The 21,917-nt window shown below is 57.1% G+C and carries 23 protein-coding genes; 12 read left to right on the forward strand and 11 right to left on the reverse strand.

All coding sequences use genetic code 11. The features are described 5' to 3' along the window. Positions 1-54 precede the first annotated feature (54 nt). Complete coding sequence (gene bssR / locus ACOTXF_RS06640; RefSeq protein WP_021240947.1) at positions 55-438, forward strand: biofilm formation regulator BssR; 384 nt, start codon at positions 55-57, stop codon at positions 436-438. A 106-nt stretch (positions 439-544) separates the two neighbouring features. Then, the gene (locus tag ACOTXF_RS06645) at positions 545-1,663 is read left to right on the forward strand and encodes a PQQ-dependent sugar dehydrogenase (protein ID WP_023326977.1); all 1,119 of its coding nucleotides are present in this window, start codon (positions 545-547) and stop codon (positions 1,661-1,663) included. On the opposite strand, the gene ACOTXF_RS06650 is transcribed toward ACOTXF_RS06645, so the two are convergent. Then, on the reverse strand, positions 1,664-2,290 hold the full coding sequence (locus tag ACOTXF_RS06650; protein ID WP_023326978.1) for a glutathione S-transferase family protein: 627 nt from the start codon (positions 2,288-2,290) through the stop codon (positions 1,664-1,666). A gap of 241 nt (positions 2,291-2,531) precedes the next feature. Between ACOTXF_RS06650 and dacC the strand changes: the two genes are divergently transcribed. Then, a complete protein-coding gene (gene dacC / locus ACOTXF_RS06655; protein ID WP_008501207.1) occupies positions 2,532-3,737 on the forward strand; it encodes a serine-type D-Ala-D-Ala carboxypeptidase in 1,206 nt (401 codons plus the stop codon). Between the two features lie 87 nt (positions 3,738-3,824). Here the strand turns inward: dacC and deoR are convergent, their stop codons facing one another. The 3 genes from deoR to ACOTXF_RS06670 all read right to left on the reverse strand — a co-directional run bounded on the left by deoR (position 3,825) and on the right by ACOTXF_RS06670 (position 5,995). Next, positions 3,825-4,583 (reverse strand): DNA-binding transcriptional repressor DeoR, encoded by a 759-nt coding sequence (deoR, locus tag ACOTXF_RS06660; protein WP_023292922.1) that lies wholly within the window; start codon positions 4,581-4,583, stop codon positions 3,825-3,827. Between the two features lie 67 nt (positions 4,584-4,650). Then, positions 4,651-5,259 (reverse strand): undecaprenyl-diphosphate phosphatase, encoded by a 609-nt coding sequence (ybjG, locus tag ACOTXF_RS06665; protein ID WP_021240944.1) that lies wholly within the window; start codon positions 5,257-5,259, stop codon positions 4,651-4,653. Between the two features lie 7 nt (positions 5,260-5,266). Next, positions 5,267-5,995, reverse strand: coding sequence for a phosphatase PAP2 family protein (locus ACOTXF_RS06670; RefSeq protein WP_048961937.1), 729 nt, complete (start codon positions 5,993-5,995; stop codon positions 5,267-5,269). A 168-nt stretch (positions 5,996-6,163) separates the two neighbouring features. Here ACOTXF_RS06670 and ACOTXF_RS06675 point away from each other — a divergent pair, with 168 nt between their 5' ends. After that, a complete protein-coding gene (locus ACOTXF_RS06675; RefSeq protein ID WP_021240942.1) occupies positions 6,164-7,396 on the forward strand; it encodes an MFS transporter in 1,233 nt (410 codons plus the stop codon). A gap of 59 nt (positions 7,397-7,455) precedes the next feature. On the opposite strand, the gene ACOTXF_RS06680 is transcribed toward ACOTXF_RS06675, so the two are convergent. Both ACOTXF_RS06680 and ACOTXF_RS06685 read right to left on the reverse strand, forming a co-directional pair. After that, complete coding sequence (locus ACOTXF_RS06680; RefSeq protein ID WP_008503431.1) at positions 7,456-8,268, reverse strand: Cof-type HAD-IIB family hydrolase; 813 nt, start codon at positions 8,266-8,268, stop codon at positions 7,456-7,458. Then, positions 8,258-9,472 carry an MFS transporter gene (locus ACOTXF_RS06685; protein WP_048961936.1) on the reverse strand — a complete coding sequence of 405 codons (1,215 nt, stop codon included), beginning with the start codon at positions 9,470-9,472 and terminating at the stop codon, positions 8,258-8,260. Before ACOTXF_RS06685 ends, ACOTXF_RS06680 begins: the two co-directional genes overlap by 11 nt. An 81-nt stretch (positions 9,473-9,553) precedes the next feature. On the opposite strand from ACOTXF_RS06685, the gene ACOTXF_RS06690 reads away from it, so the two are divergent. Beyond that, a complete protein-coding gene (locus tag ACOTXF_RS06690) occupies positions 9,554-10,117 on the forward strand; it encodes a TetR/AcrR family transcriptional regulator (protein WP_021240939.1) in 564 nt (187 codons plus the stop codon). Between the two features lie 164 nt (positions 10,118-10,281). Next, positions 10,282-11,739, forward strand: a complete 1,458-nt coding sequence (locus tag ACOTXF_RS06695; protein ID WP_223861889.1) for a sensor domain-containing diguanylate cyclase — start codon at positions 10,282-10,284, stop codon at positions 11,737-11,739. A gap of 69 nt (positions 11,740-11,808) precedes the next feature. On the opposite strand, the gene arsC is transcribed toward ACOTXF_RS06695, so the two are convergent. The 4 genes from arsC to ACOTXF_RS06715 all read right to left on the reverse strand — a co-directional run bounded on the left by arsC (position 11,809) and on the right by ACOTXF_RS06715 (position 15,842). Continuing rightward, positions 11,809-12,240, reverse strand: coding sequence for a glutaredoxin-dependent arsenate reductase (arsC, locus tag ACOTXF_RS06700; protein ID WP_048961934.1), 432 nt, complete (start codon positions 12,238-12,240; stop codon positions 11,809-11,811). 12 nt (positions 12,241-12,252) lie between these two features. Next, positions 12,253-13,542 carry an arsenic transporter gene (locus tag ACOTXF_RS06705; protein ID WP_232926448.1) on the reverse strand — a complete coding sequence of 430 codons (1,290 nt, stop codon included), beginning with the start codon at positions 13,540-13,542 and terminating at the stop codon, positions 12,253-12,255. A 40-nt stretch (positions 13,543-13,582) separates the two neighbouring features. Then, positions 13,583-13,903, reverse strand: coding sequence for a metalloregulator ArsR/SmtB family transcription factor (locus ACOTXF_RS06710; protein WP_008503437.1), 321 nt, complete (start codon positions 13,901-13,903; stop codon positions 13,583-13,585). 253 nt (positions 13,904-14,156) lie between these two features. Further along, the gene (locus ACOTXF_RS06715) at positions 14,157-15,842 is read right to left on the reverse strand and encodes an aspartate:alanine antiporter (RefSeq protein WP_008503440.1); all 1,686 of its coding nucleotides are present in this window, start codon (positions 15,840-15,842) and stop codon (positions 14,157-14,159) included. Positions 15,843-16,115: 273 nt separating this feature from the next. Here ACOTXF_RS06715 and ACOTXF_RS06720 point away from each other — a divergent pair, with 273 nt between their 5' ends. Next, positions 16,116-16,490 (forward strand): inner membrane protein YbjM, encoded by a 375-nt coding sequence (locus ACOTXF_RS06720; protein ID WP_025912901.1) that lies wholly within the window; start codon positions 16,116-16,118, stop codon positions 16,488-16,490. A gap of 35 nt (positions 16,491-16,525) precedes the next feature. On the opposite strand, the gene ACOTXF_RS06725 is transcribed toward ACOTXF_RS06720, so the two are convergent. Then, a complete protein-coding gene (locus ACOTXF_RS06725; RefSeq protein WP_006809455.1) occupies positions 16,526-16,795 on the reverse strand; it encodes a GrxA family glutaredoxin in 270 nt (89 codons plus the stop codon). Positions 16,796-16,980: 185 nt separating this feature from the next. On the opposite strand from ACOTXF_RS06725, the gene nfsA reads away from it, so the two are divergent. The 5 genes from nfsA (at position 16,981) to potG (ending at position 21,911) form a co-directional block, all read left to right on the forward strand. Then, positions 16,981-17,703: a nitroreductase NfsA gene (gene nfsA / locus ACOTXF_RS06730; protein ID WP_232926449.1), complete on the forward strand. Its 723-nt coding sequence runs from the start codon at positions 16,981-16,983 to the stop codon at positions 17,701-17,703. A 69-nt stretch (positions 17,704-17,772) separates the two neighbouring features. Next, complete coding sequence (gene rimK / locus ACOTXF_RS06735) at positions 17,773-18,675, forward strand: 30S ribosomal protein S6--L-glutamate ligase (protein ID WP_021240931.1); 903 nt, start codon at positions 17,773-17,775, stop codon at positions 18,673-18,675. Positions 18,676-18,738: 63 nt separating this feature from the next. Then, complete coding sequence (locus ACOTXF_RS06740; RefSeq protein WP_003858385.1) at positions 18,739-19,215, forward strand: YbjN domain-containing protein; 477 nt, start codon at positions 18,739-18,741, stop codon at positions 19,213-19,215. Between the two features lie 351 nt (positions 19,216-19,566). Further along, positions 19,567-20,679, forward strand: coding sequence for a spermidine/putrescine ABC transporter substrate-binding protein PotF (potF, locus tag ACOTXF_RS06745; RefSeq protein ID WP_008503444.1), 1,113 nt, complete (start codon positions 19,567-19,569; stop codon positions 20,677-20,679). A gap of 98 nt (positions 20,680-20,777) precedes the next feature. Further along, the gene (potG, locus tag ACOTXF_RS06750) at positions 20,778-21,911 is read left to right on the forward strand and encodes a putrescine ABC transporter ATP-binding subunit PotG (protein ID WP_021240929.1); all 1,134 of its coding nucleotides are present in this window, start codon (positions 20,778-20,780) and stop codon (positions 21,909-21,911) included. The last annotated feature ends 6 nt before the right edge of the window (positions 21,912-21,917 follow it).

Consider the following 21,917-nt stretch of genomic DNA (forward strand, 5'->3'; position numbering starts at 1 on the left):
CAAAAAATGTACTTATCCTGACTATGCACCATGGCTGACAGAGGAGGAAAGAGCATGACCGTTGACAGACTAAAACGCGATCTGCTGAACAAGCTGATCAACGCCCGAATCGACCTGGCCGCGTACCTGCAGTTGAGGAAGGCAAAAGGGTATATGTCAGTCAGCGAAAGCGAACATCTGCGTGATAACCTGTTTGAACTTTGCAATTTCATGCGTGAAAAAGCACCGGCCCTGCAGGCGAACTACGGCGAAAGTGAAGAAGTCGCGCTGCGCCGCGCCGCCGAGGTGCTCTCCATTGCAGGGGTGTGTCTGATGAACGGACGCCACGACTGCCCGAATTTTATCGCCGTAAACGCGGAGAAGCTTGAAAACTGCCTGACAACGCTCTCTCTATGCATCATGTGCCTGAACGAGCACAAACAGCTCGAACAGCACTGATCCCGGGGGAGGCAACTCCCCCTTCTGATTAAGCTTTTGTAAAAGTGGTAACGCGCCCGGACGCAGTGGCTAATCTTTAAGCCATATGCCGATAAAGGAGCGCATTATGCCTCGATCCTCGCTGATTTCCCTGCCTGCGTTATTTATTCCGTTTTCACTTCTAGCTGCGCCAGAGGCGGTGAAGGTCGAGGTGCTGCAAAACAGACTCGATCACCCCTGGTCCCTGGCGTTCCTGCCGGATAATAATGGGCTGCTGGTGACCCTGAAGGGTGGCCAGCTCAAACGCTGGCAGGCCGGAAAAGGGCTCTCCGATCCGATTGTCGGCGTACCGAAGGTCTGGGCAAACGGGCAGGGAGGATTGCTGGATGTGGTGCTGGCGCCGGATTTTGAAACGTCGCGCCGCGTCTGGCTGAGCTACGCCGAGGCCGGGCATGACGGCAAAGCCGGAACGGCGGTGGGCTTTGGCCGCCTGAGCGACGACTATTCCCGCATCGAGGGATTCCAGGTGGCGTTCCGCCAGATGCCGAAACTCTCAACCGGTAACCATTTCGGCGGACGGCTGGTGTTCGACGGCAAAGGCTCCCTCTTTATCGGACTCGGCGAGAATAACCAGCGTCCGACGGCGCAGGATCTGGATAAATTGCAGGGCAAAGTGGTGCGCCTCACCGAAGACGGAAAAGTCCCGCCGGATAACCCCTTTGTGAATACCCCCGGTGCGCGACCTGAAATCTGGTCTTACGGCATCCGCAACCCGCAGGGGATGGCGATGAACCCCTGGAGCGACACGCTGTGGCTGAACGAGCACGGCCCGCGCGGCGGGGATGAGATCAATATCCCGGAGAAGGGTAAGAACTACGGCTGGCCGCTGGCAACGCACGGCATTAACTACAGCGGTCTGAAAATCCCGGAAGCCAAAGGCGAGCACGTTGAGGGCACCGAGAAGCCGCTGTTCGTCTGGAAAGTCTCACCCGCGGTAAGCGGCATGGCGTTCTACAACAGCGACGTCTTCCCGCAGTGGAAAAACAAGCTGTTTATCGGCGCGCTGAAGGAGAAGGACGTGATCGTGCTGAGCGTGGAGGGTAACAAGGTGACAGAGGACGGGCGCATTCTGGGCGACCGGGATCAGCGTATTCGCGATGTGCGGGTGGGGCCGGATGGGTATCTGTATGTCCTGACCGACGAGACGGACGGGCAGCTGTTGAAAGTCAGCCCGTCCGGCGCGTAATCAGGTAACCGGGATCATCACGACGTTACGGTACGCCGGGCGATCGCTCAGCTGTTTAAGCCAGCGCTCCAGGTGCGGGCGCGGCGTCCACTTCAGGCCCATGTTGGTCAGGTTCCAGACGAATGGCGCCACGGCGATATCGCCGGTGCCGAACGCCTCGCCGGAGAACCAGGCGTGCTTCGCCAGCTCGTCATCCATCATCGCAAACAGATTTTCGCAGGCATCCTGCGCGGCGTGAATCGCGGGATAATCGCGTTCCGCTTCCGGCGTGCGGATAAGCCCCATCAGGATCACTCGGTGGGTTGGGGACAGCGTCTGGTTCGCCCAGTCCATCCACTTTTCGCCCTGGGCGCGGCGGGCCGGGTTTTCTACCCACAGGCGGCCCTGACCGTACTGGGCGGCGAGGTAACGCACAATCGTGTTGGACTCCCAAAGCGTCGCGTCCGTTTCATCATCGCGCAGCAGCGGCACCAGGCCATTCGGGTTCATGGCCAGATAGTCGGCCTCCTTGTTCACGCCGAACGCCATGCCTGCCATGATTTGATTGAACGGTAAATCCAGCTCTTCCAGCGTCCAGAGCACTTTCTTAACGTTGGTCGAATTATTCCTGCCCCACAGCGTAATCATATTTACTCCCGATGAGATGTGAATCCGAATCAGCTTTTCGCCATGGTGAGATAAACCTAACAATTACGCAACAGAAGACAAAAAAATCGTCTTAATCAAAGCGTATGTGAATGTTATTGCATAAACTTTAATAACTTTACCCTCGTTGGGTTTCTTTAACGGTTTTAGTGCGCTATTACTCATCGCTTCTTGCGACACGGTGATGTGACGTAATTTTTGAATGGACACTCGGGTGGCATTTATGACGCGTAAAATGACTTCTCTGCGCAGCCTGGCGGCAGGCTCTGCGCTTCTTTTCCTGTTTGCACCAACGCTCTACGCAGCTGAACAGGCTGCGCCCGAAGCGCCGCCTGTGGATGCGCGCGCCTGGATCCTGATGGACTACGCCAGCGGTAAAGTGCTGGCGGAAGGGAATGCGGATGAGAAACTCGATCCGGCAAGCCTGACCAAAATCATGACCAGCTATGTGGTGGGCCAGGCGCTGAAAGCGGGCAAGATCAAGCTGGACGATATGGTGACCATCGGGAAAGACGCCTGGGCGACCGGCAATCCGGCCCTGCGCGGATCTTCCGTGATGTTCCTGAAGCCAGGGGACCAGGTCTCCGTTTCCGATCTGAATAAAGGGGTGATTATTCAGTCGGGAAATGATGCGTGCATCGCGCTGGCCGACTACGTTGCCGGCAGCCAGGATTCTTTCATTGGCTTGATGAATGGTTACGCGCAGAAGCTGGGCTTAACCAACACCACGTTCAAAACGGTTCACGGCCTGGATGCGCCGGGCCAGTTCAGCACCGCGCGCGACATGGCGCTGCTGGGGAAAGCGCTGATCCACGACGTGCCGGATGAATACGCCATCCACAAAGAGAAAGAGTTTACCTTCAACAAAATTCGCCAGCCGAACCGCAACCGCCTGCTGTGGAGCAGCAACGTCAACGTGGACGGGATGAAAACCGGCACCACGGCGGGTGCAGGCTATAACCTGGTAGCCTCCGCGACCCAGGGCGACATGCGCCTGATTTCGGTAGTGCTGGGCACCAAAACCGACCGCATTCGCTTTAACGAATCAGAAAAACTGCTGACCTGGGGCTTCCGCTTTTATGAAACCGTGACGCCGATTAAACCGGATGCCACGTTCGTCAGCCAGCGCGTCTGGTTTGGTGACAAGAGCGAGGTAAACCTGGGCGCCGGTGAGGCGGGCTCGGTAACCATTCCGCGCGGCCAGCTGAAGAACCTGAAGGCCAGCTACACTCTGACCGACCCGCAGCTCACCGCCCCGCTGAAAAAAGGCCAGGTGGTTGGGACGATTGATTTCCAGCTTAACGGTAAGTCGATTGAACAGCGTCCGCTGATTGTGATGGAAGCAGTGGAAGAGGGCGGCTTCTTCAGCCGGATGTGGGATTTCGTGATGATGAAATTCCACGGGTGGTTTGGCAGCTGGTTTAGCTAAGTTTTTTGCCGGGTGGCGCTGCGCTTACCCGGCCTACGTTCGAGCCGTTGTAGGCCGGGTAAGGCGAAGCCGCCACCCGGCATAACCTCAATACATCAACTTCACCTGCTGCGCTTTCGCGTGGGCCACAATCTCGTCGTCCGGGCGGCAATCGCTGACGATGGCATCGAACTGCGCCAGCTCGCCCATTCTTGCCGGACGCACCTTACCAAACTTACTGTGATCGACCACCAGCACATGGTACTGCGCGGCGCTCAACGCCCAGTGCTTGACCGGTAATTCTTCCAGATTAAAGCAGGTTGCCCCCTGACGCACATTGACGCCCGCGGCAGAATAAAACGCGATATCCGGACAGAGATTGCTGAGCGTGTCCTGCAGGTTGAGCGGCTTAAAGATCGCGTTGCTGGCGTGAAACTCACCGCCGCAGAGGATCACCCGGCACTCGGGTTTCTCCTGAAGCGCCAGAAAGGTGTTCAGGGAATAACAGACGGCGGTAAACGGAATGCTGCTGTCGATGGCTTCGATAATCCACGGCGTGGTGGTACCGCAGTCAAAAAACAGCGTCTGGTGCGGCTGTACCAGGGAAGCCGCAAGCCGCGCGGCTTTGCGTTTCTCTTCCACCAGGCGCGTCTTCTGGTCGCTGATCAGATAATGGCTGGCGCTACGCGGCTCAAGCACAATGTATCCGCCCAGCAGCACGACGGGCGCGCTCTCGCTGTTCAGATCCCGACGAATGGTCATCTCCGAGACGCCGAGGAGGTTGGCGGCTTCCTTAAGATGCAGCTTATCGCTGCGCTTCAGCGCCTGCAGCAGCTGAGCAATGCGGTCATCGCGACGTGTTTCCATAGTTCCTCGGCATAAAAAAATGAACCCCCGCAGGGCGGGGGTTCAAGTGTAACCTGTCAGGTCGGGGTTAGTCACGTATCCAGCCTTTGCGGATCGGGATGGCGAAAATGGCGCGATAGAGTGAAGAAAGCGCACGGTAGAGCGCTTCCCCGATGAGGCTCCACAGGATAGCCGCGCTCACGCAGCCAATCAGCCCCACCAGGAAGCCGCCAACCATATCCAGCGGCCAGTGGACGCCCAGATACACGCGAGACCAGGCGATGGCCACAGCGACCACCATCAGCACCGCACCCGACCACAGGCGATGCCAGAACAGGAAGGCCAGTGCGAAGGTGAAGATCACCGTACCGTGATCGCTCGGGAAAGAGTCATCCGGCGCATGGTGCAGGAAGGTATAGCCGACGTGATCGACAAACGGACGATCGTGCGGGAACGCATGGCCCAGAATGTAACTCGCCAGGACGCTTACGCCGAGAGCCATCGCCACTTTGATTACAAGCTTGCGCTGCGCTTTCACCTGGCTACGAGGTCCCCACAGCCAGAGGATGGCTGCCAGCGCGGGCACGATACTGATCAGATCTTTTGCCAGAAAGGTGGCGAAGTCGATCATCCACTCGGGCGAGGCCGGGGTGGCGTTGATCAGATAAAACAGCTGATAATTCAGATTCTCTAGCATAGCGTTATCACTCTTTAGCAAACCGGGTGGAAACCAGCCCGTAGACTGCCACCTGGGAAAACCAGACCCACCACCCGGCCCACAGGTTGTGAGAGAAAAAATGCGCCCCGCGCATGACCTGACCGAAGCCCATCGCCAGACCCAGCAAAATGCCGAGAACGACAAAGCTCCAGGCCAGACGCGGCCGCTCGCGCCAGAAGGCAAAAAACAGTCCCATCACCATAAAGCCGCTGGAAGAATGGCCGCCGGGGAAGCAGCGCCCCGGGCCGCTCTCCGCCGGGACAGCGCTGAACAGGGGATAGGACATCGCCTTACCGCCATATTCCACCAGGTCCCACGGGCAGCTGTGATGGCTCATGCTTTTCAGCACGCCCACGACCAGCGCGCCAAGCCCCATCAGCAGCGCCGCCGTAACCAGCCTCGCGTTACGCTTGTACGCGCCGTAAAACAGCGCCACGGCGCCTAAAGCGATGGCAATGTACTTCGCCAGACGATGGTTGAGCAGATCCAGCAGGTGGTCTTTCTGCAGCGGGAAGCTCTGCGTCGCCGCGTCATACCAGAAGCCGGTGATCCATCTGTCGAGCGCTTCATTGCGCGATAGCCACGTAAACACCACGGCAAGGACTATCAGTATGAAAAGCTGATAACCATAAAAGCGGGCCGGCAAGCGGTAAAGGCGTTTTGTCTTATTTGTCTGTAACTTAGACAATTCTGAACGGCTGGAGGTGAGTGACATAATTTGGGGTCGTTGACGAGTAATGGGGCTATCATAAATCTGTCAAATTAAGGAAACCTTAAACGAAGACGATATGTGCTTTATTTCTGTTTATCCTCGATAAATCACTATCTCGGGCTGCGGCATTTCATTACACTCGTCGCGATTTTGTCATTATAAAGAGATTGCATGTTAAACCGTTCTTCTTCAGGTTCACGTCTGGGTCGTCAGGCGTTGCTTTTCCCCCTGTGTCTGGTGCTCTACGAATTTTCTACCTATATCGGCAACGATATGATTCAACCCGGTATGCTGGCCGTGGTGGCGCAGTACAACGCCGGAATTGAGTGGGTACCGACCTCCATGACCGCCTATCTGGCCGGCGGCATGTTTTTGCAGTGGCTGTTAGGCCCGCTGTCGGATCGTATTGGCCGTCGCCCGGTGATGCTGACGGGCGTGGTGTGGTTCATCGTCACCTGCCTTGCCACGCTGCTGGCGCAAAATATTGAACAATTTACCCTGCTGCGCTTCCTGCAGGGGGTGAGCCTGTGCTTTATCGGCGCCGTGGGGTATGCGGCCATTCAGGAGTCGTTTGAAGAGGCGGTGTGTATCAAAATCACCGCGCTGATGGCGAACGTGGCGCTGATCGCTCCCTTACTCGGGCCGCTGGTGGGCGCCGCATGGGTGCATATGGCCCCCTGGGAAGGGATGTTTGTGCTGTTTGCCGTTCTCGCCGCCATCGCGTTCTTTGGTCTGCACCGGGCAATGCCGGAAACCGCCACCCGCATCGGCGAGAAACTCTCGCTGAAAGAGCTGGGTCGGGATTACAAAGAAGTGCTGAAGAATGGCCGCTTTGTGGCGGGCGCGCTGGCGACCGGGTTCGTTAGCCTGCCTCTGCTGGCGTGGATTGCCCAGTCACCGGTCATTATCATCAGCGGTGAAAAGCTGAGCAGCTACGAGTACGGCCTGTTGCAGGTGCCGATTTTTGGCGCGCTGATTATCGGTAACCTGGTGCTGGCGCGTCTGACGTCACGCCGCACCGTGCGTTCACTGATTATCATGGGCGGCTGGCCGATTGCGGCCGGGCTGATTCTGGCGGCGGTGGCGACCGTTGCGTCATCACACGCTTATCTGTGGATGACGGCAGGACTCAGCATTTACGCCTTCGGGATTGGCGTGGCGAACGCCGGGCTGGTGCGCCTGACGCTGTTTGCCAGCGAGATGAGTAAAGGCACGGTCTCCGCGGCGATGGGGATGCTGCAGATGCTGATTTTTACCGTCGGTATCGAGGTGAGCAAGCATGCCTACGCGATGGGCGGTAACGGGCTGTTCAGCCTGTTTAACCTCGCCAACGGCGTGCTGTGGGTTGGCCTGATGGTGGTGTTCCTGAAAGACAAGCGCGTCGGAAACGCCCTGCAACCTTAACTGTTTATTCCCTCTCCCGGTGGGAGAGGGTTAGGGTGAGGGCACCAGACCGCACTGTGTTAGTTAAACGGTGCCTCCCCGTTCAACACCTTCTCAATCACATCCAGCACGCCTTCCTCGTTATTATGCGGCGCTTCAAAACGCGCCGCCGCTTTGATATGCGGTCTGGCATTCGCCATCGCAAAGCTGAACCCGGACTGGCGCAGCATCTCCACGTCGTTGCCGCTGTCGCCGAAGGCCACCACGTCGCTGTTCTCTATCCCCCAGCGCTGTTGCAGGATCCGCAGGCCGTTGGCCTTATGCACGCCGGGGATAATCAGGTCGATACTGCCGTGACCGGTGGTGACGGGCACCATGATGTCGCTGAGTTTTTCATGCAGCAGCGCCTGAATACGCGGAATTTCATCATCAGACACGTTAAGCCCGAACTTGAAGAAAATATCGTTCAGGTTGCCGAAATCGCTGACCATTTCCAGACGGTGATAGTATTTTGCCGCGATGGCCTTAAAGCCCTCGTCATAGCACTTCAGCGTATAGGCGCTGCTCTTCCCGCAGGCGATAATCTCAATGCCCGGCACGTCGTTTAACACGTTCGCGACAGTCTCGAAATGGGCTTTCGACAGTTCACCGTTGAAGACGTCTTCACCCTCACTCACGACCCAGCCGCCGTTTTCGGCGACGAATGAAATTTCATGCGCAATCTCCGGGAAAAAGGAGATCAGCTGGTAGTACTGGTTGCCGCTGGCGACCACGAAGCGAATGCCTTGCGCCTTCATGCGCGCGTACTGCGCCAGAAAGCGCGGGCGATTGTAGGTCTTGGCATCACTCAGGAATGTGCCATCCATGTCGACGGCGATCAGTTTAACGCTCATATCCCTTCTCCAGTGTCGTGTGTTTCGTTTCCGGCTTTGCCACCGCGCGCGCCACCAGCGCCGCGACGATCACCAATCCTAATACCACCAGCATGGCGCTGCGCAGCCCGTAGTGCTCCCCGAGGAAGCCGAGCAGCGGCGGCCCGACCAGGAAGGCGAGATAGCCGGTTGTCGCCACCACGCTGACGCGCGTCGGGGCATCCGGGCCGGTGTCGCTGGCGGCAGAGATGGTCAGCGGGAAGCCGAGGGATGCACCCAGCCCCCAGAGGATCACCGAGACGCCGGCAATCCAGTCCACGTCCACAAAGATGATCATCGCGATACCCAGCCCGCCGAGCAGGGCGCTGGCGCGCACTACCGCCACGCGGCTGTAGCGGTCGATAAACCAGCCGCCGGTGAAGCGCCCGACGGTCATCCCCAGCGTAAACCCGGCGTAAATCAGCGAGCCGGAGGTCGGGCTAAAGCCGTGACCGTCCACCATCAGCAGGGGCAGCCAGTCGTTGGCGGACCCTTCCGCGAACGCCATCGCCAGCACCACCACGCCGATCAGCATCAGCTGGAAATCGCGGTAGAAGGGCAGCCCTTTTTCGGCTGAGTGCTGTTCGTCAGCGGAGTTTTTACCGGTGCCGTCCGGGATGGCCCGGATGCCGGTCAGAATGGGAATGATGCACACCAGCGCCGCCAGCAGAATATGCAGATTCGCGCTCACGCCAGTGGCCGTCAGCGCCATCCCCACGCCCGCACCGGCCAGCGTGCCGAGGCTATAGAAGCCGTGCATCATTGGCAGCACGGTTTTGTTCATCTCGCGTTCGACCGCTGCCCCTTCCACATTTATCGCCACTTCCGCCGAGCCGAAGCTGCCGCCAAATACCGTCAGCCCGAGGGCAAACAGCACCGGTGAGGCAAACCACAGCGCCGCGCTCAGCACGATCATCCCGAACACCGCGAAGCACATGGTGGTGCGGATCACCGCTCGCGTACCGAAGCGCTTTACCAGCCACGCGGAGCAGAGAATGCCGCTCATGGAGCCTATCGACAGGCCGAACAGCACGATGCCCATTTCCGCGGTAGAGACGGACAAAATATCGCGAATGGCGGGGGTGCGCGTGGCCCAGGAGGCCATCAGCAGGCCGGGAATGAAGAAGAACATAAACAGCGCCCACAGGCGGAGCTGCAGGGCTTTGCGGGGAGAGGTCAGCGTCATCGGGATAGCACCAGAAGTACAACAATAGCGACAACACTAGCAAGTTTGTGTACATTTGTACACAAACCAGGTGAGGAATTGATGAGCAGACCACCCAACGATCCGCATCGCCGGGAGAAGATCCTGCAGGCGACGCTCGACACCATTGCTGAACACGGTATTCACGCCGTCACGCACCGTAAAATCGCCACCTGCGCGGGCGTGCCGCTGGGGTCGATGACCTACTATTTCGACGGCATGGAGCCGCTGCTGGAGGAGGCCTTCACGTGGTTTACCCGCCAGATGTCGCAGCAGTACCGGGATTTCTTCGCGGGCGTCACCGGGCCGGAAATGGCGTGCGAATCCATCACCACCCTCATCCACAGCTCGCAGGTGACGACGCCGCACAACATGGCGCTGATGTATCAGCTTTACGCCTTTATGCACCGCAGCGCGGCGCTGAAAACGGTGATGCAGGACTGGATGAAGATGAGCCAGACCACGCTGGAGCAGTGGTTCGACCCGGTCACCACCCGCGCGCTGGACGCGTTTATCGAAGGGATGACGCTGCACTATGTCACCGACCGGGCGCCGTTAAGCCGGGAGGAGATTCGGGCGATGGTGGGGAGGATTGCGGGCATTACACCGTTAAATAAAGAAAATTAGTTCATATTTTTCAATGTATTACGATTTTTCTCCATATTGACAATCCGGACCGAACACGTGACTATCCACCGCGGTGGTTATTTACTGTTCAGTGGTTGAGGTTGGCGTTGGGTGAAAAAGTAAGTACCTGGTTCGTACAGGTCAGTCTGGCAAAAAAGAGAGCGTTGTTAGTACTGTTGATTTTGGTTCAGGCGAGTCTGCTGATTGGGCATCTGCTCTACCAGCGCGGCTATGTGGAGGATAACGCTGCACGTATCCTTCGCAATACGGCCATACTCCAGTCCCAGCAGTTTGATACCAGCCTTAACGCGATGCGCTACCAGATGCGCTTTATCGGGAATGCCTTTCTGCTCAACCGTACGGTCACGCCTGAAAACGCGCAGCCATTCCTGCAAGGGGAGCTCAAGCGCGCCTGGCTGGATGGCGTTGTCGTCTTTGATGAAGACGGTGATTTTCTCAGCAGCCGCGCGCTATTTCCTTTTGAGCGCGCTCTGGACGCCTCTACGCTTGCGCAGGCCAGCTTTCGGCAGCACCCTCTGTTTACCGATTTTCGCCGGGATGAAGTTACCGAAAGTTTGTTTTACTGGCAGAGCAACAGCACGGATAAAAACATGTTGGGCTTCGTGATGTTCCGTGCAGTGCGCGACGCACATGGTCGCTTTCTAGGTGGTGCGTTGGGTTTCTTCAATGGTAACACCATGAACGATATGTTTCGCAAAATGGAAGCGCAGGGCTTCGATTTAGGTCAGGGTGGGGCGATGGCGGTCCTTGATCGTGACAATGCGGTGCAGCTTGCCCGTATGGGGGCGAATGACGGTTCGCAATTGAACACCTTCGACCCGCGCCTCGCGAAGCTGCTGGAATACGCAAGCGATACCGCACAGGTCCAACGATATACTTCTCCGATTGATGGCGTTGAACGTATGGGAGTATTTCTTAACCTCAACGAACGCAAATGGGTGCTGGCCGTCGGGCTGGCCAGAAAAGACGTGCTGCACGGCTGGTATTATCAGGCTCTGTGGACGGCGCTGGCGATTCTGGTTATCTCCATTACGCAGTGGTTTCTGATGCATTACATCCACGTCAACGCCCTGCAGCGGGCGCGTTTCCAGCAGGAGGCGCGGCTCGATCCGCTCACCGGGCTGGCAAACCGTCGCCAGTTTGATGAGTGGTCTTTGCGGGCCTGCAATCTTGCCCGCCGGCATCAGCAGCCCCTGTGCCTGATGAGCATGGATCTGGATTTCTTTAAGCATATTAACGACACCTGGGGCCATGACGGTGGCGATGCGGTGCTGAAGCATATTGGCAACGCGCTTCCGGCACTGGTGAGAGGCAGCGACATTGTCGCCCGCTTCGGCGGGGAAGAGTTTGTCGTGGCAATGCCGCAGACCTCTCTGGAGACGGCCGCTGAGATCGCCGAGCGCGTACGGATGAGCCTTGCCAGCCAGAACGTCGACTTCAACGGGCAGACGATCCGCTTCACCGCCAGCATGGGGCTCGTATGTATGACGCCGGATGAACTGGAGATTGAACATGGCGTGCAGTCAGCCCTGGCGCGAGCCGATCGTGAGCTTTATCGTGCAAAACGTGAGGGGCGCAACCGGGTCTGCGTGGCGAGCTAGCGGGCGGTTGTTTTCTCCTGGCGTTCAGGGCCCGCCGGGCGCTGGCCCTGTCGTCGACCTGAGGAAGGATTATTTTTTCAGGATATTCTTCCCGCTGGCGTCCACCACCGCTTCGCCATCTTCTTTCGTAAACGCCCCTTTCTGCGCGTCCGGCAGAATGTCGAGGACGACTTCAGACGGGCGGCACAGGCGGGTGCCCAGCGGCGTCACCACGATCGGACGGTTAATCAGGATCGGGTGTTGCAGCATAAAATCGATAAGCTGGTCGTCGGTGAACTTATCGTCGGCAAGGCCGAGCTGTTCATAGGGCTCCACGTTTTTACGCAGCAAATCGCGCCCCGAAATGCCCATATCGGCAATCAGGGCGGTCAGCGTATCGCGCGACGGCGGCGTTTCCAGATAGAGAATAATCTCTGGCTCCGCGCCGCTGTTGCGGATCATCTCCAGCGTGTTGCGCGAGGTGCCGCAGGCGGGGTTGTGGTAAATGGTGATGTGGCTCATATTAGTGGCTCATTACAGTGTGAAGGAGAGACGTAGCGCCAGCGCGGCGAGCGTCACAAACAGGACCGGCAGCGTCATGATGATGCCCGTCCGGAAATAGCCGCCCCAGGTAATCGTCATGTTTTTCTGCGCCAGCACGTGAAGCCAGAGCAGGGTGGCGAGACTACCAATAGGCGTGATTTTTGGCCCCAGATCGCAGCCAATCACGTTGGCGTAAATCATCGCGTCCTTTATCAATCCTGTTGCCGTGCTGCCGTCAATGGAGAGCGCGCCAATCAGCACCGTGGGCATATTGTTCATTATGGATGACAGGAACGCGGTGATGAACCCGGTTCCCAGCGTGGTGGCCCACAGCCCGTGTCCGGCCAGGCTATTCAGTACGCCTGTGAGAGAGTCCGTCAGCCCGGCATTACGCAGGCCATACACCACCAGATACATCCCCAGCGAGAAGATGACAATCTGCCACGGCGCGCCGCGCAGCACTTTTCCGGTATTTATCGCATGTCCGCGTTTTGCGACAGTGAATAAAATCAGCGCGCCGACGGTCGCAATGGCGCTGACCGGAATGCCGAGAGGTTCAAGCACGAAGAAACCGACGAGCAGAAGGAGGAGGACGATCCAGCCCGTTCTGAACGTCGGGAGGTCGTGAATGGCCCGCGCAGGCTCCTGGAGTTTCGCCAGGTCATATTCTGGAGGAATTTCCTTGCGAAAGAACAGGTGCAGCATAACCAGCGTTGCGGCAATCGCGGCGATATCCACCGGAATCATCACCGAAGCGTACTCGCTGAACCCCAGCGCGAAGAAATCTGCGGAGACGATGTTGACCAGGTTGGAGACAATCAGCGGCAGGCTGGAGGTATCGGCGATCAAACCTGCCGCCATCACAAACGCCAGCGTGGCCTGCTTGCTGAACCCCAGCGCCAGCAGCATGGCGATGACGATAGGCGTGAGGATCAGCGCCGCGCCGTCATTAGCAAACAGCGCTGCGACGGCTGCGCCCAGCAGGATAATCCAGGTAAACAGCAATCGCCCGCGACCTTTCCCCCAGCGAGCGACGTGCAGCGCTGCCCACTCGAAAAAGCCGGACTCATCCAGCAGCAGGCTGATAATGATAACGGCGATAAACGTTGCCGTGGCGTTCCAGACGATATTCCAGACTACCGGAATATCGTTAATGTGAATCACGCCGCTGGCCAGCGCCAGCACGGCGCCAATAGTCGCGCTCCAGCCGATACTCAGTCCTTTGGGCTGCCAGATGACCAGCACCAGCGTAAACAGAAAAATTGCCCCTGCCAGAAACATCGCTTACTCCGTTATATCTGTTTTTGTGAATTTGTTTTGATTAGCACGAACCCGGAAGCCGGTTTTTCAGCTTCATACGCGTCTCTTCCCGCAGGCAATTCCAGCTGGTGTCAATAACGGCTGCCGCCCATGCAGGCATGTTGGGAGAGAGACGGTAATGGACCCACTTACCCTCGCGACGGTCGATCACCAGCCCGGACTCGCGCAGCAGCGCCATATGGCGGGAAACCTTCGGCTGAGATTCGGCGGTGGCGGCGCAGAGATCGCAGACGCACAGCTCGCCCGCTTCGCGGAGCAGCATGACGATGGCGAGCCGCGTTTCGTCGGAGAGGGTTTTGAAGAGGTGGAGTGGGTGGAGCATGGGTGTTCCTGCAGGTGTGATTTTTATATGCGTTTAATCATATATGTTTTGGTGGCGGGCGAGAAGAAAATATTAGAAGGTGGGGAATTTCAGGCAACAAAAAACCCATCAACCTTGAACCAAAACGGCGGGGTTGATGGGCTCCACAAATTGGGGACATCAAAGAAAAGCAGTGGCACTAGTTATGACTGCCCCCTGATAAAAAAGTTCTGCGCGTAACGAAAATATTTTCCGCCACGCGCATTCTTAGGAGTTATCCGAGCCCCGGCCAGATGATGATGATCAGCGTACCCGCCAGCGTGAGCAGTACGTTAGCGATAGCATAGGTGCCCGCATAGCCCAGCGCCGGAATGTTGCTGCGCGCGGTGTCGCTGATGATTTCCATAGCAGGCGCACAGGTACGCGCCCCCATCATCGCCCCGAAGAGCAGGGCGCGGTTCATGCGCAGCACGTAGGCGCCGAACAGGAAGCAGATCACCACCGGCACCAGGCTGACGATAAGTCCGGAAACCAACATCTGCCAGCCAACGGCACCCAGGCTGTGGCCAATGCCGCTGCCCGCGCTTAAGCCCACGCCCGCCATAAAGACCATCAGACCGAACTCTTTCACCATGTTCAGCGCGCCCTGCGGAATGTAGCCGAAGGTCGGGTGGTTCGCTCGCAGGAAGCCCAGCATGATCCCGGCGAACAGCAGCCCGGCGGCGTTACCAATGCCGAAGCTAAAGTTGCTGAACTGGAATGTGATCATCCCGATCATCAGGCCAACGATAAAGAAAGCGCAGAAGGCCAGCAGGTCGGTGACCTGGCTGTGAATGGAGATAAAGCCGATGCGGTCGGCCACGGTCTTCACGCGTCGCGCGTCGCCGCTGACCTGCAGCACGTCGCCTTTGTTGAGCACGACGTTGTCGTCGATAGGCATCTCAATCTGGCTGCGGATCACCCGGTTGAGGAAGCAGCCGTGGTCGGTCAGCTTCAGCTGCGCCAGGCGGCGGCCAACGGCGTTATGGTTTTTCACCACGATCTCTTCGGTGACGATGCGCATGTCGAGCAGGTCGCGGTCGAACACCTCTTTGCCGTTACGGAAGCTCGGGTCGAGACGGGCGTGGGCGTCCGGGTAACCCACCAGCGCGATGTCGTCCCCCATCTGCAGCACCGCGTCGCCGTCCGGGTTCGCCAGAATGCCGTTGCGGCGGATACGTTCGATGTAGCAGCCCGTCTGGCGGTAAATCCCCAGTTCGCGCAGGTTTTTGCCGTCAGCCCACGCCACCAGCTCCGGCCCGACGCGGTAGGCGCGGATCACCGGGAGATAAACTTTACGTTTGGAGTCGGTATCCAGACCGCGCTCGCGGGCGATTTGCTGGGCGCTGGTCTGCAAATCCTGATGCTGTAGTTTTGGGAGGTAGCGTGCGCCAACGATAAGGCTCACCAGACCAATCAGATAGGTCAGGGCATAGCCCAGGCTCAGGTGATCGAGGGCGGTAGAGAGCTGTTCCCCGGCCATACCGGAGTGGCGCAGGGTATCACCGGCACCCACCAGCACCGGAGTGGAGGTCATCGAGCCCGCCAGCATACCGGCCGTTAACCCGATATCCCAGCCAAACAGTTTACCCAGTCCTAAGGCGATCAGCAGCGCGCTGCCGACCATCACCAGCGCCAGCATCAGATAATTTTTGCCGTCGCGGAAGAAAATTGAAAAAAAGTTCGGTCCCGCTTCCACGCCAACGCAAAAAATAAACAGCATAAAACCTAAGTTTAGCGCGTCCGTGTTAATGCTGAAGTGCTGCTGGCCTAATAATAAGGAGACGACTAAAACGCCAATGGAATTACCGAGTTGAACTGAACCCAGGCGCAATTTACCCAGGCAAAGGCCCAGTGCCAGTACCACAAATAATAACAGGATGTAATTCCCATTTAACAAGTCTGCGACGTTTATATTCACGGAGGCTAACTTCTTGTTTACCAGTAAGTTGTTGAATGAAAGGACTTTTTGGGCTACTGTTTTTTGGGTCAGGGAAAAGCGTTAACGCTCCCTGTTTCCTGCTTTATTCCCTAAAACATTAGCTGGCGTGTAGTTTAATCGCATTAGCTACTGACAGCTACTGATTATCGCATCACCCTGTGCGTACTTTGGCAAGGATTGCCGCATTGCTTTATCTGACTGGGCGTCTACCCGACGAAAGTGTATTTGATAGAGATAAGTCAGGAGGATAGGTTGAATATGAAACGAAACTGGGCGGGGGTGATCAGCTGCTTTTTGCTGTTCACGGTCGTATGCATGTCGCTTGCTTTTAACGTGAAAGGGGCATTCAGGGCGTCGGGTCATCCGGAGCTCGGGTTGCTCTTTTTTACCCTGCCGGGGGCAGCTGCCAGTTTTCTCTCCCGTAAAGGGGAGGTGGTGAAGCCACTGCTGGGCGCCATGCTGGCCGCGCCGCTCTGTTTGCTGATGATGCGCTTGCTGTATATCTCTACACGAAGTTTCTGGCAGGAGCTGGCGTGGTTGATGAGCGCTGTTTTCTGGTGCGCCCTTGGCGCGCTCTGCTACTTATTTGTGCGCAGTCTGCTTCATAACCGACGGCACCACAAATAAAAACGCCCTCTCGGTGAGGGCGTCCTTTCATTTCATTACTGGGCAGCAAACAGGCCCAGGTGCTCTTTGGCGTAAGCTTCAAAGTCGGTGCAGCCGCCAATGTGTTTCTGATCGAGGAAGATCTGCGGTACGGTTTCAACCGGCTTACCGACAGTTTTTTCCAGATCGGCTTTGGTGATGCCTTCCGCGTGGATGTCCACATAGCGGAAGTTGAAGTCATCGCGCTCTTCGGTCAGTTTCTCAGCAAGCTCTTTCGCGCGCACACAGTAAGGGCACCCTGGACGACCAAAAATAACTGCAAACATTTCTCTCTCCTCAAAAAAACAAGCCTGACGGCGAATGACACGTATAGTGCCCCATAACCTGTCGTCATTAAAGAAGGTTTCGCCTGTCGTTATAATATCTATGAGCTATGTTTCGCCAATTACACCGCGCATATCATTGCCTATACTGGCTGCCATACGGTTTAAGCAAGACAAAGAGAGACAAGATGACGCCAACCATAGACCTGCTCCTTTCCCATCGTTCCATTCGCCACTTCACCGATGAGCCGATTACCGATGCGCAGCGCGAAGCGATTATTAACAGCGCAAGGGCGACCTCCAGCTCCAGCTTCCTGCAGTGCAGCTCCATTATCCGCATTACCGACCCGGCGATGCGTGAACAGCTGGTGACGCTGACCGGCGGGCAGAAGCATGTGGCTCAGGCAGCCGAGTTCTGGGTATTCTGCGCCGACTTTAACCGCCACCTGCAGATCTGCCCTGAGGCCGAGCTGGGGCTGGCCGAACAGCTGCTGCTGGGCGTGGTGGATACCGCGCTGATGGCGCAAAACGCCTTTACGGCCGCGGAGTCGCTGGGGTTAGGCGGCGTTTACATTGGCGGCCTGCGTAACAACATTCAAAGTGTGACCGACCTGCTGAAGCTGCCAAAACACATGCTGCCGCTGTTTGGCCTGTGCCTTGGCTGGCCGGCGGATAACCCGGATCTGAAGCCGCGCATTCCTGCGGCGATGCTGGTGCATGAAAACCACTACCAGCCGGTCGATCAGGATGTCCTGAATCACTACGATGAAGAGCTGGCGAATTACTACATGACGCGCGGCAGCAATAACCGCCGCGACACCTGGACTGACCATATTCGCCGCACCATCATTAAAGAAAATCGCCCGTTTATTCTTGATTACCTGCACAAACAGGGCTGGGCGACGCGATAGTCCATTTATCCTGCGCCTGCCTGCGTATATGATACGCAGGCTTTTTCCATGTCTTCAGAGAGGTGCAGGGTGAAAATTGCCATATTGTCCCGGGATGGAACGCTCTATTCATGTAAGCGCCTGCGAGAAGCGGCGGCGAAACGCGGGCATCAGGTTGAAATCCTCGACCCGATGTCCTGCTATATGAACATCGATCCGGCCGCCTCGTCGATTCACTACAAAGGCCGCAAGCTGCCGCACTTTGATGCGGTGATCCCCCGCATCGGCTCCCAGATTACCTATTACGGCACCGCCGCGCTGCGCCAGTTCGAGATGCTGGGCAGCTACCCGCTCAACGAATCCGTCGCCATTTCCCGCGCCCGCGACAAGCTGCGCTCGCTGCAGCTTCTTGCCCGTCAGGGGATCGATCTTCCCGTCACCGGGATTGCCCATTCCCCGGACGACACCAGCGATCTGATCGACATGGTGGGCGGCGCGCCTTTGGTGATCAAGCTGGTGGAAGGCACGCAGGGCATTGGCGTGGTGCTGGCGGAGACCCGTCAGGCGGCGGAGAGCGTGATTGATGCCTTCCGGGGCCTCAATGCCCACATTCTGGTGCAGGAGTATATCGAAGAGGCGAAAGGGCGCGATATTCGCTGTTTTGTGGTGGGTAACGAGGTGGTGGCGGCTATCGAGCGTCAGGCCAAAGAGGGCGATTTCCGCTCTAACCTTCACCGCGGCGGCATTGCCAGAATCGCCGATATCAGCGATCGCGAACGGGAAATCGCCGTGAAAGCGGCGCAAACCCTGGGGCTGGACGTGGCGGGTGTAGATCTTCTGCGCGCGACGCGCGGGCCGCTGGTCATGGAGGTGAACGCCTCGCCGGGGCTGGAAGGTGTGGAAAAAACCACAGGGGTCGATATTGCGGGTAAAATGATCTTATGGATCGAGCGTCATGCGACGCCGGGCTACTGTCTGAAAACGGGTGGTTAAATGGATTACCGCGCGCTTTTTAAGTACCCTATGCGAAGTTTTTATTAAAGAGGCTGCATCGCGATGGATTTACAGGTCGTACCTACACTGGATACGTTACGTCAATGGCTTGATGATGCCGGAATTACGTTCTTCGAATGTGATTCCTGCCAGGCGCTGCATCTGCCTCATATGCAGAATTTCGACGGCATTTTCGATGCCAAAATCGATCTGATTAACGACGTGATCCTTTTCTCCGCGCTGGCCGAAGTGAAGCCCTCCGCGCTGCTGGCGCTGGCTTCCGACCTGTCGGCAATCAATGCCAGTTCTTTGACGGTGAAGGCATTTCTCGACATACAGGATGATAATCTGCCAAAACTGGTCGTTTGCCAGTCTTTATTCTCCGGGGCAGGGCTGTCGTTCAAGCAGTTCGCCTGGTTTATGCGCTTGAGCGAAGAGCAAATTTCCATGGTTATGATGGAAGCCAATGCACACCATCTGCTGTATAGCGCGGAAGATGATGCAGAGAATAATGATGCATCTCCCAATTTTCTTCACTAAGCCTGTCTGACTTTTGCGCAGTCGCTGCCATAGCGGCTGCAGAAGGCCATTTTTTCTGCTGCTTTTAACCTTTCTTTAAAGAATTATTCACCTCCCTGAAGGCCGTTTCGGCTTATCACGTAGACTTAACCTGCATAAAAAATTGATAAAAGGCGTTTTTTCGTCTGGGCTATAGCCGGGGACACGGGCTACAGTTATTCTTGCGATGCTTAAAAAAGCGAGCGGAAGCTGCCGGGTAAAGAGGTTTCTTTTTATTTTGAGCAGAGCGACAAACTATGCATGATTTTTGCATATATCCTGATTGCACAGTTTTAGTTCGTTTGTTAACGAGCTTTCAGAAGGAATAACACTATGATCGCCTTGAATAAAAAATGGTTATCGGGTCTGGTTGCGGGTGCTCTGATGGCCGTCTCTGCCGGCACGCTCGCTGCGGAACAAAAAACGCTGCACGTTTATAACTGGTCTGACTATATTGCGCCGGACACGGTGGCAAATTTTGAAAAAGAGACCGGCATTAAAGTCGTCTACGACGTGTTCGATTCCAACGAAGTGCTGGAAGGAAAGCTGATGGCGGGCAGCACCGGGTTTGACCTCGTGGTGCCTTCCGCAAGCTTCCTGGAGCGCCAGCTGACGGCAGGCGTCTTCCAGCCGCTGGATAAGAGCAAATTACCGAACTGGAAAAATCTCGATCCGGAAGTGCTGAAGCTGGTGGCTAAGCACGACCCGGACAACAAATACGCGATGCCTTACCTGTGGGCGACCACCGGTATCGGCTACAACGTGGATAAAGTCAAAGCCGCGCTGGGCCCTGACGTGAAGCTGGACAGCTGGGACGTGGTGCTGAAGCCGGAAAACCTTGAGAAGCTGAAAAGCTGCGGCGTCTCCTTCCTCGATGCCCCGGAAGAGATTTTCGCGACCGTGCTGAACTACCTGGGCAAAGATCCGAACAGCAATAAGGCCGATGATTACACCGGCCCGGCGACCGATCTGCTGCTGAAGCTGCGTCCAAACATTCGTTACTTCCACTCGTCCCAGTACATTAACGACCTGGCGAACGGCGACATCTGCGTCGCGATCGGCTGGGCAGGGGACGTATGGCAGGCGGCAAACCGCGCGAAAGAGGCGAAAAACGGCGTGAACGTCTCCTACTTCATTCCGAAAGAGGGGGCGCTGGCGTTCTTCGACGTCTTCGCGATGCCGGCTGATGCGAAAAACAAAGACGAAGCCTATCAGTTCCTCAACTACCTGATGCGTCCTGAGGTGATCGCCCACATCAGCGACCACGTTTACTATGCGAACGGTAACAAGGCCTCCGTGCCGCTGGTGAGCGAAGAAATCCGTAATAACCCGGCTATCTATCCGCCAGCGGATGTGTTCGCCAAGCTCTTCACCCTGAAAGTTCAGGATCCAAAAATTGACCGCGTGCGTACCCGCGCGTGGACCAAGGTGAAAAGCGGTAAATAACCCTTTGTCACAGGCCGGGCAAGCGAAGCGCCCCCGGCAACAGGCGCACCGTTCTGGTGCGCCTGCACCATGATTTGATCTCTACCGGAGAACACCCCGTGAATGACGCGATCCCCCGCCCGCAGGCGAAAGTCCGTAAAGCGCTGACCCCGCTGCTTGAAATTCGTAACCTCACCAAATCTTTCGATGGCCAGCATGCCGTGGACGACGTCAGCCTGACGATCTATAAAGGCGAAATTTTTGCCCTTCTGGGGGCCTCTGGCTGTGGTAAATCGACCCTGCTGCGTATGCTGGCCGGTTTTGAACAGCCCACCGCCGGGCAGATCGTGCTCGACGGCGTGGATCTCTCCAGCGTGCCGCCGTATCAGCGCCCGATCAACATGATGTTCCAGTCCTACGCGCTGTTCCCGCATATGACGGTGGAGCAGAACATCGCCTTTGGCCTGAAGCAAGACAAGCTGCCGAAGGCTGAAATTACCGCGCGCGTGGCCGAGATGCTGAGCCTCGTGCACATGCAGGAGTTCGCGAAGCGTAAGCCGCACCAGCTCTCCGGCGGCCAGCGCCAGCGCGTGGCCCTGGCCCGCAGCCTGGCAAAACGCCCGAAACTGCTGCTGCTTGATGAGCCGATGGGCGCGCTGGATAAAAAGCTGCGCGACCGTATGCAGCTTGAAGTGGTCGATATCCTCGAGCGCGTGGGCGTGACCTGCGTGATGGTCACCCACGACCAGGAAGAGGCCATGACCATGGCCGGACGTATCGCCATCATGAACCGCGGGAAGTTCGTGCAGATTGGCGAGCCGGAAGAGATTTATGAGCATCCGACCACCCGCTACAGCGCGGAGTTCATCGGCTCGGTTAACGTCTTCGAGGGGCTGCTGAAAGATCGTCAGGAAGACGGTCTGGTCATCGAATCGCCGGGGCTGCAGCATCCGCTTAAGGTCGATCCGGATAACTCGGTGGTGGATAACGTGCCGGTTTACGTCGCGCTGCGTCCGGAGAAGATCATGCTCTGTGAGGATCCGCCTGCTGATGGCTATAACTTTGCCGTGGGCGAAGTGGTGCACATTGCCTATCTGGGCGATCTCTCCATCTATCACGTGCGCCTGAAAAGCGGGCAGATGCTCAGCGCGCAGTTACAGAACGAACATCGCTACCGCAAGGGGCAGCCGACCTGGGGCGACGAAGTGCGCCTGTGTTGGGATGCAGACAGTTGCGTTGTGCTGACGGTATAAGGAGCG

The organism is Enterobacter cloacae complex sp. IR53041, from assembly GCF_049238285.1.
Lineage (GTDB): Bacteria > Pseudomonadota > Gammaproteobacteria > Enterobacterales > Enterobacteriaceae > Enterobacter > Enterobacter roggenkampii.

Bases quoted from the DNA above. Each gene is read 5' to 3' on its own strand.
- dacC (WP_008501207.1), top strand. From the start codon at position 2,532: ATGACGCGTAAAATGACTTCTCTGCGCAGCCTGGCGGCAGGCTCTGCG.
- ACOTXF_RS06705 (WP_232926448.1), bottom strand. From the start codon at position 13,542: ATGTTTCTGGCAGGGGCAATTTTTCTGTTTACGCTGGTGCTGGTCATC.
- ACOTXF_RS06690 (WP_021240939.1), top strand. From the start codon at position 9,554: ATGAGCAGACCACCCAACGATCCGCATCGCCGGGAGAAGATCCTGCAG.
- ACOTXF_RS06675 (WP_021240942.1), top strand. From the start codon at position 6,164: ATGTTAAACCGTTCTTCTTCAGGTTCACGTCTGGGTCGTCAGGCGTTG.
- nfsA (WP_232926449.1), top strand. From the start codon at position 16,981: ATGACGCCAACCATAGACCTGCTCCTTTCCCATCGTTCCATTCGCCAC.
- ACOTXF_RS06680 (WP_008503431.1), bottom strand. From the start codon at position 8,268: ATGAGCGTTAAACTGATCGCCGTCGACATGGATGGCACATTCCTGAGT.
- ACOTXF_RS06645 (WP_023326977.1), top strand. From the start codon at position 545: ATGCCTCGATCCTCGCTGATTTCCCTGCCTGCGTTATTTATTCCGTTT.
- ACOTXF_RS06710 (WP_008503437.1), bottom strand. From the start codon at position 13,903: ATGCTCCACCCACTCCACCTCTTCAAAACCCTCTCCGACGAAACGCGG.
- potF (WP_008503444.1), top strand. From the start codon at position 19,567: ATGATCGCCTTGAATAAAAAATGGTTATCGGGTCTGGTTGCGGGTGCT.
- bssR (WP_021240947.1), top strand. From the start codon at position 55: ATGACCGTTGACAGACTAAAACGCGATCTGCTGAACAAGCTGATCAAC.
- ybjG (WP_021240944.1), bottom strand. From the start codon at position 5,259: ATGCTAGAGAATCTGAATTATCAGCTGTTTTATCTGATCAACGCCACC.
- ACOTXF_RS06670 (WP_048961937.1), bottom strand. From the start codon at position 5,995: ATGTCACTCACCTCCAGCCGTTCAGAATTGTCTAAGTTACAGACAAAT.
- ACOTXF_RS06725 (WP_006809455.1), bottom strand. From the start codon at position 16,795: ATGTTTGCAGTTATTTTTGGTCGTCCAGGGTGCCCTTACTGTGTGCGC.
- ACOTXF_RS06650 (WP_023326978.1), bottom strand. From the start codon at position 2,290: ATGATTACGCTGTGGGGCAGGAATAATTCGACCAACGTTAAGAAAGTG.
- arsC (WP_048961934.1), bottom strand. From the start codon at position 12,240: ATGAGCCACATCACCATTTACCACAACCCCGCCTGCGGCACCTCGCGC.
- ACOTXF_RS06740 (WP_003858385.1), top strand. From the start codon at position 18,739: ATGGATTTACAGGTCGTACCTACACTGGATACGTTACGTCAATGGCTT.
- ACOTXF_RS06685 (WP_048961936.1), bottom strand. From the start codon at position 9,472: ATGACGCTGACCTCTCCCCGCAAAGCCCTGCAGCTCCGCCTGTGGGCG.
- deoR (WP_023292922.1), bottom strand. From the start codon at position 4,583: ATGGAAACACGTCGCGATGACCGCATTGCTCAGCTGCTGCAGGCGCTG.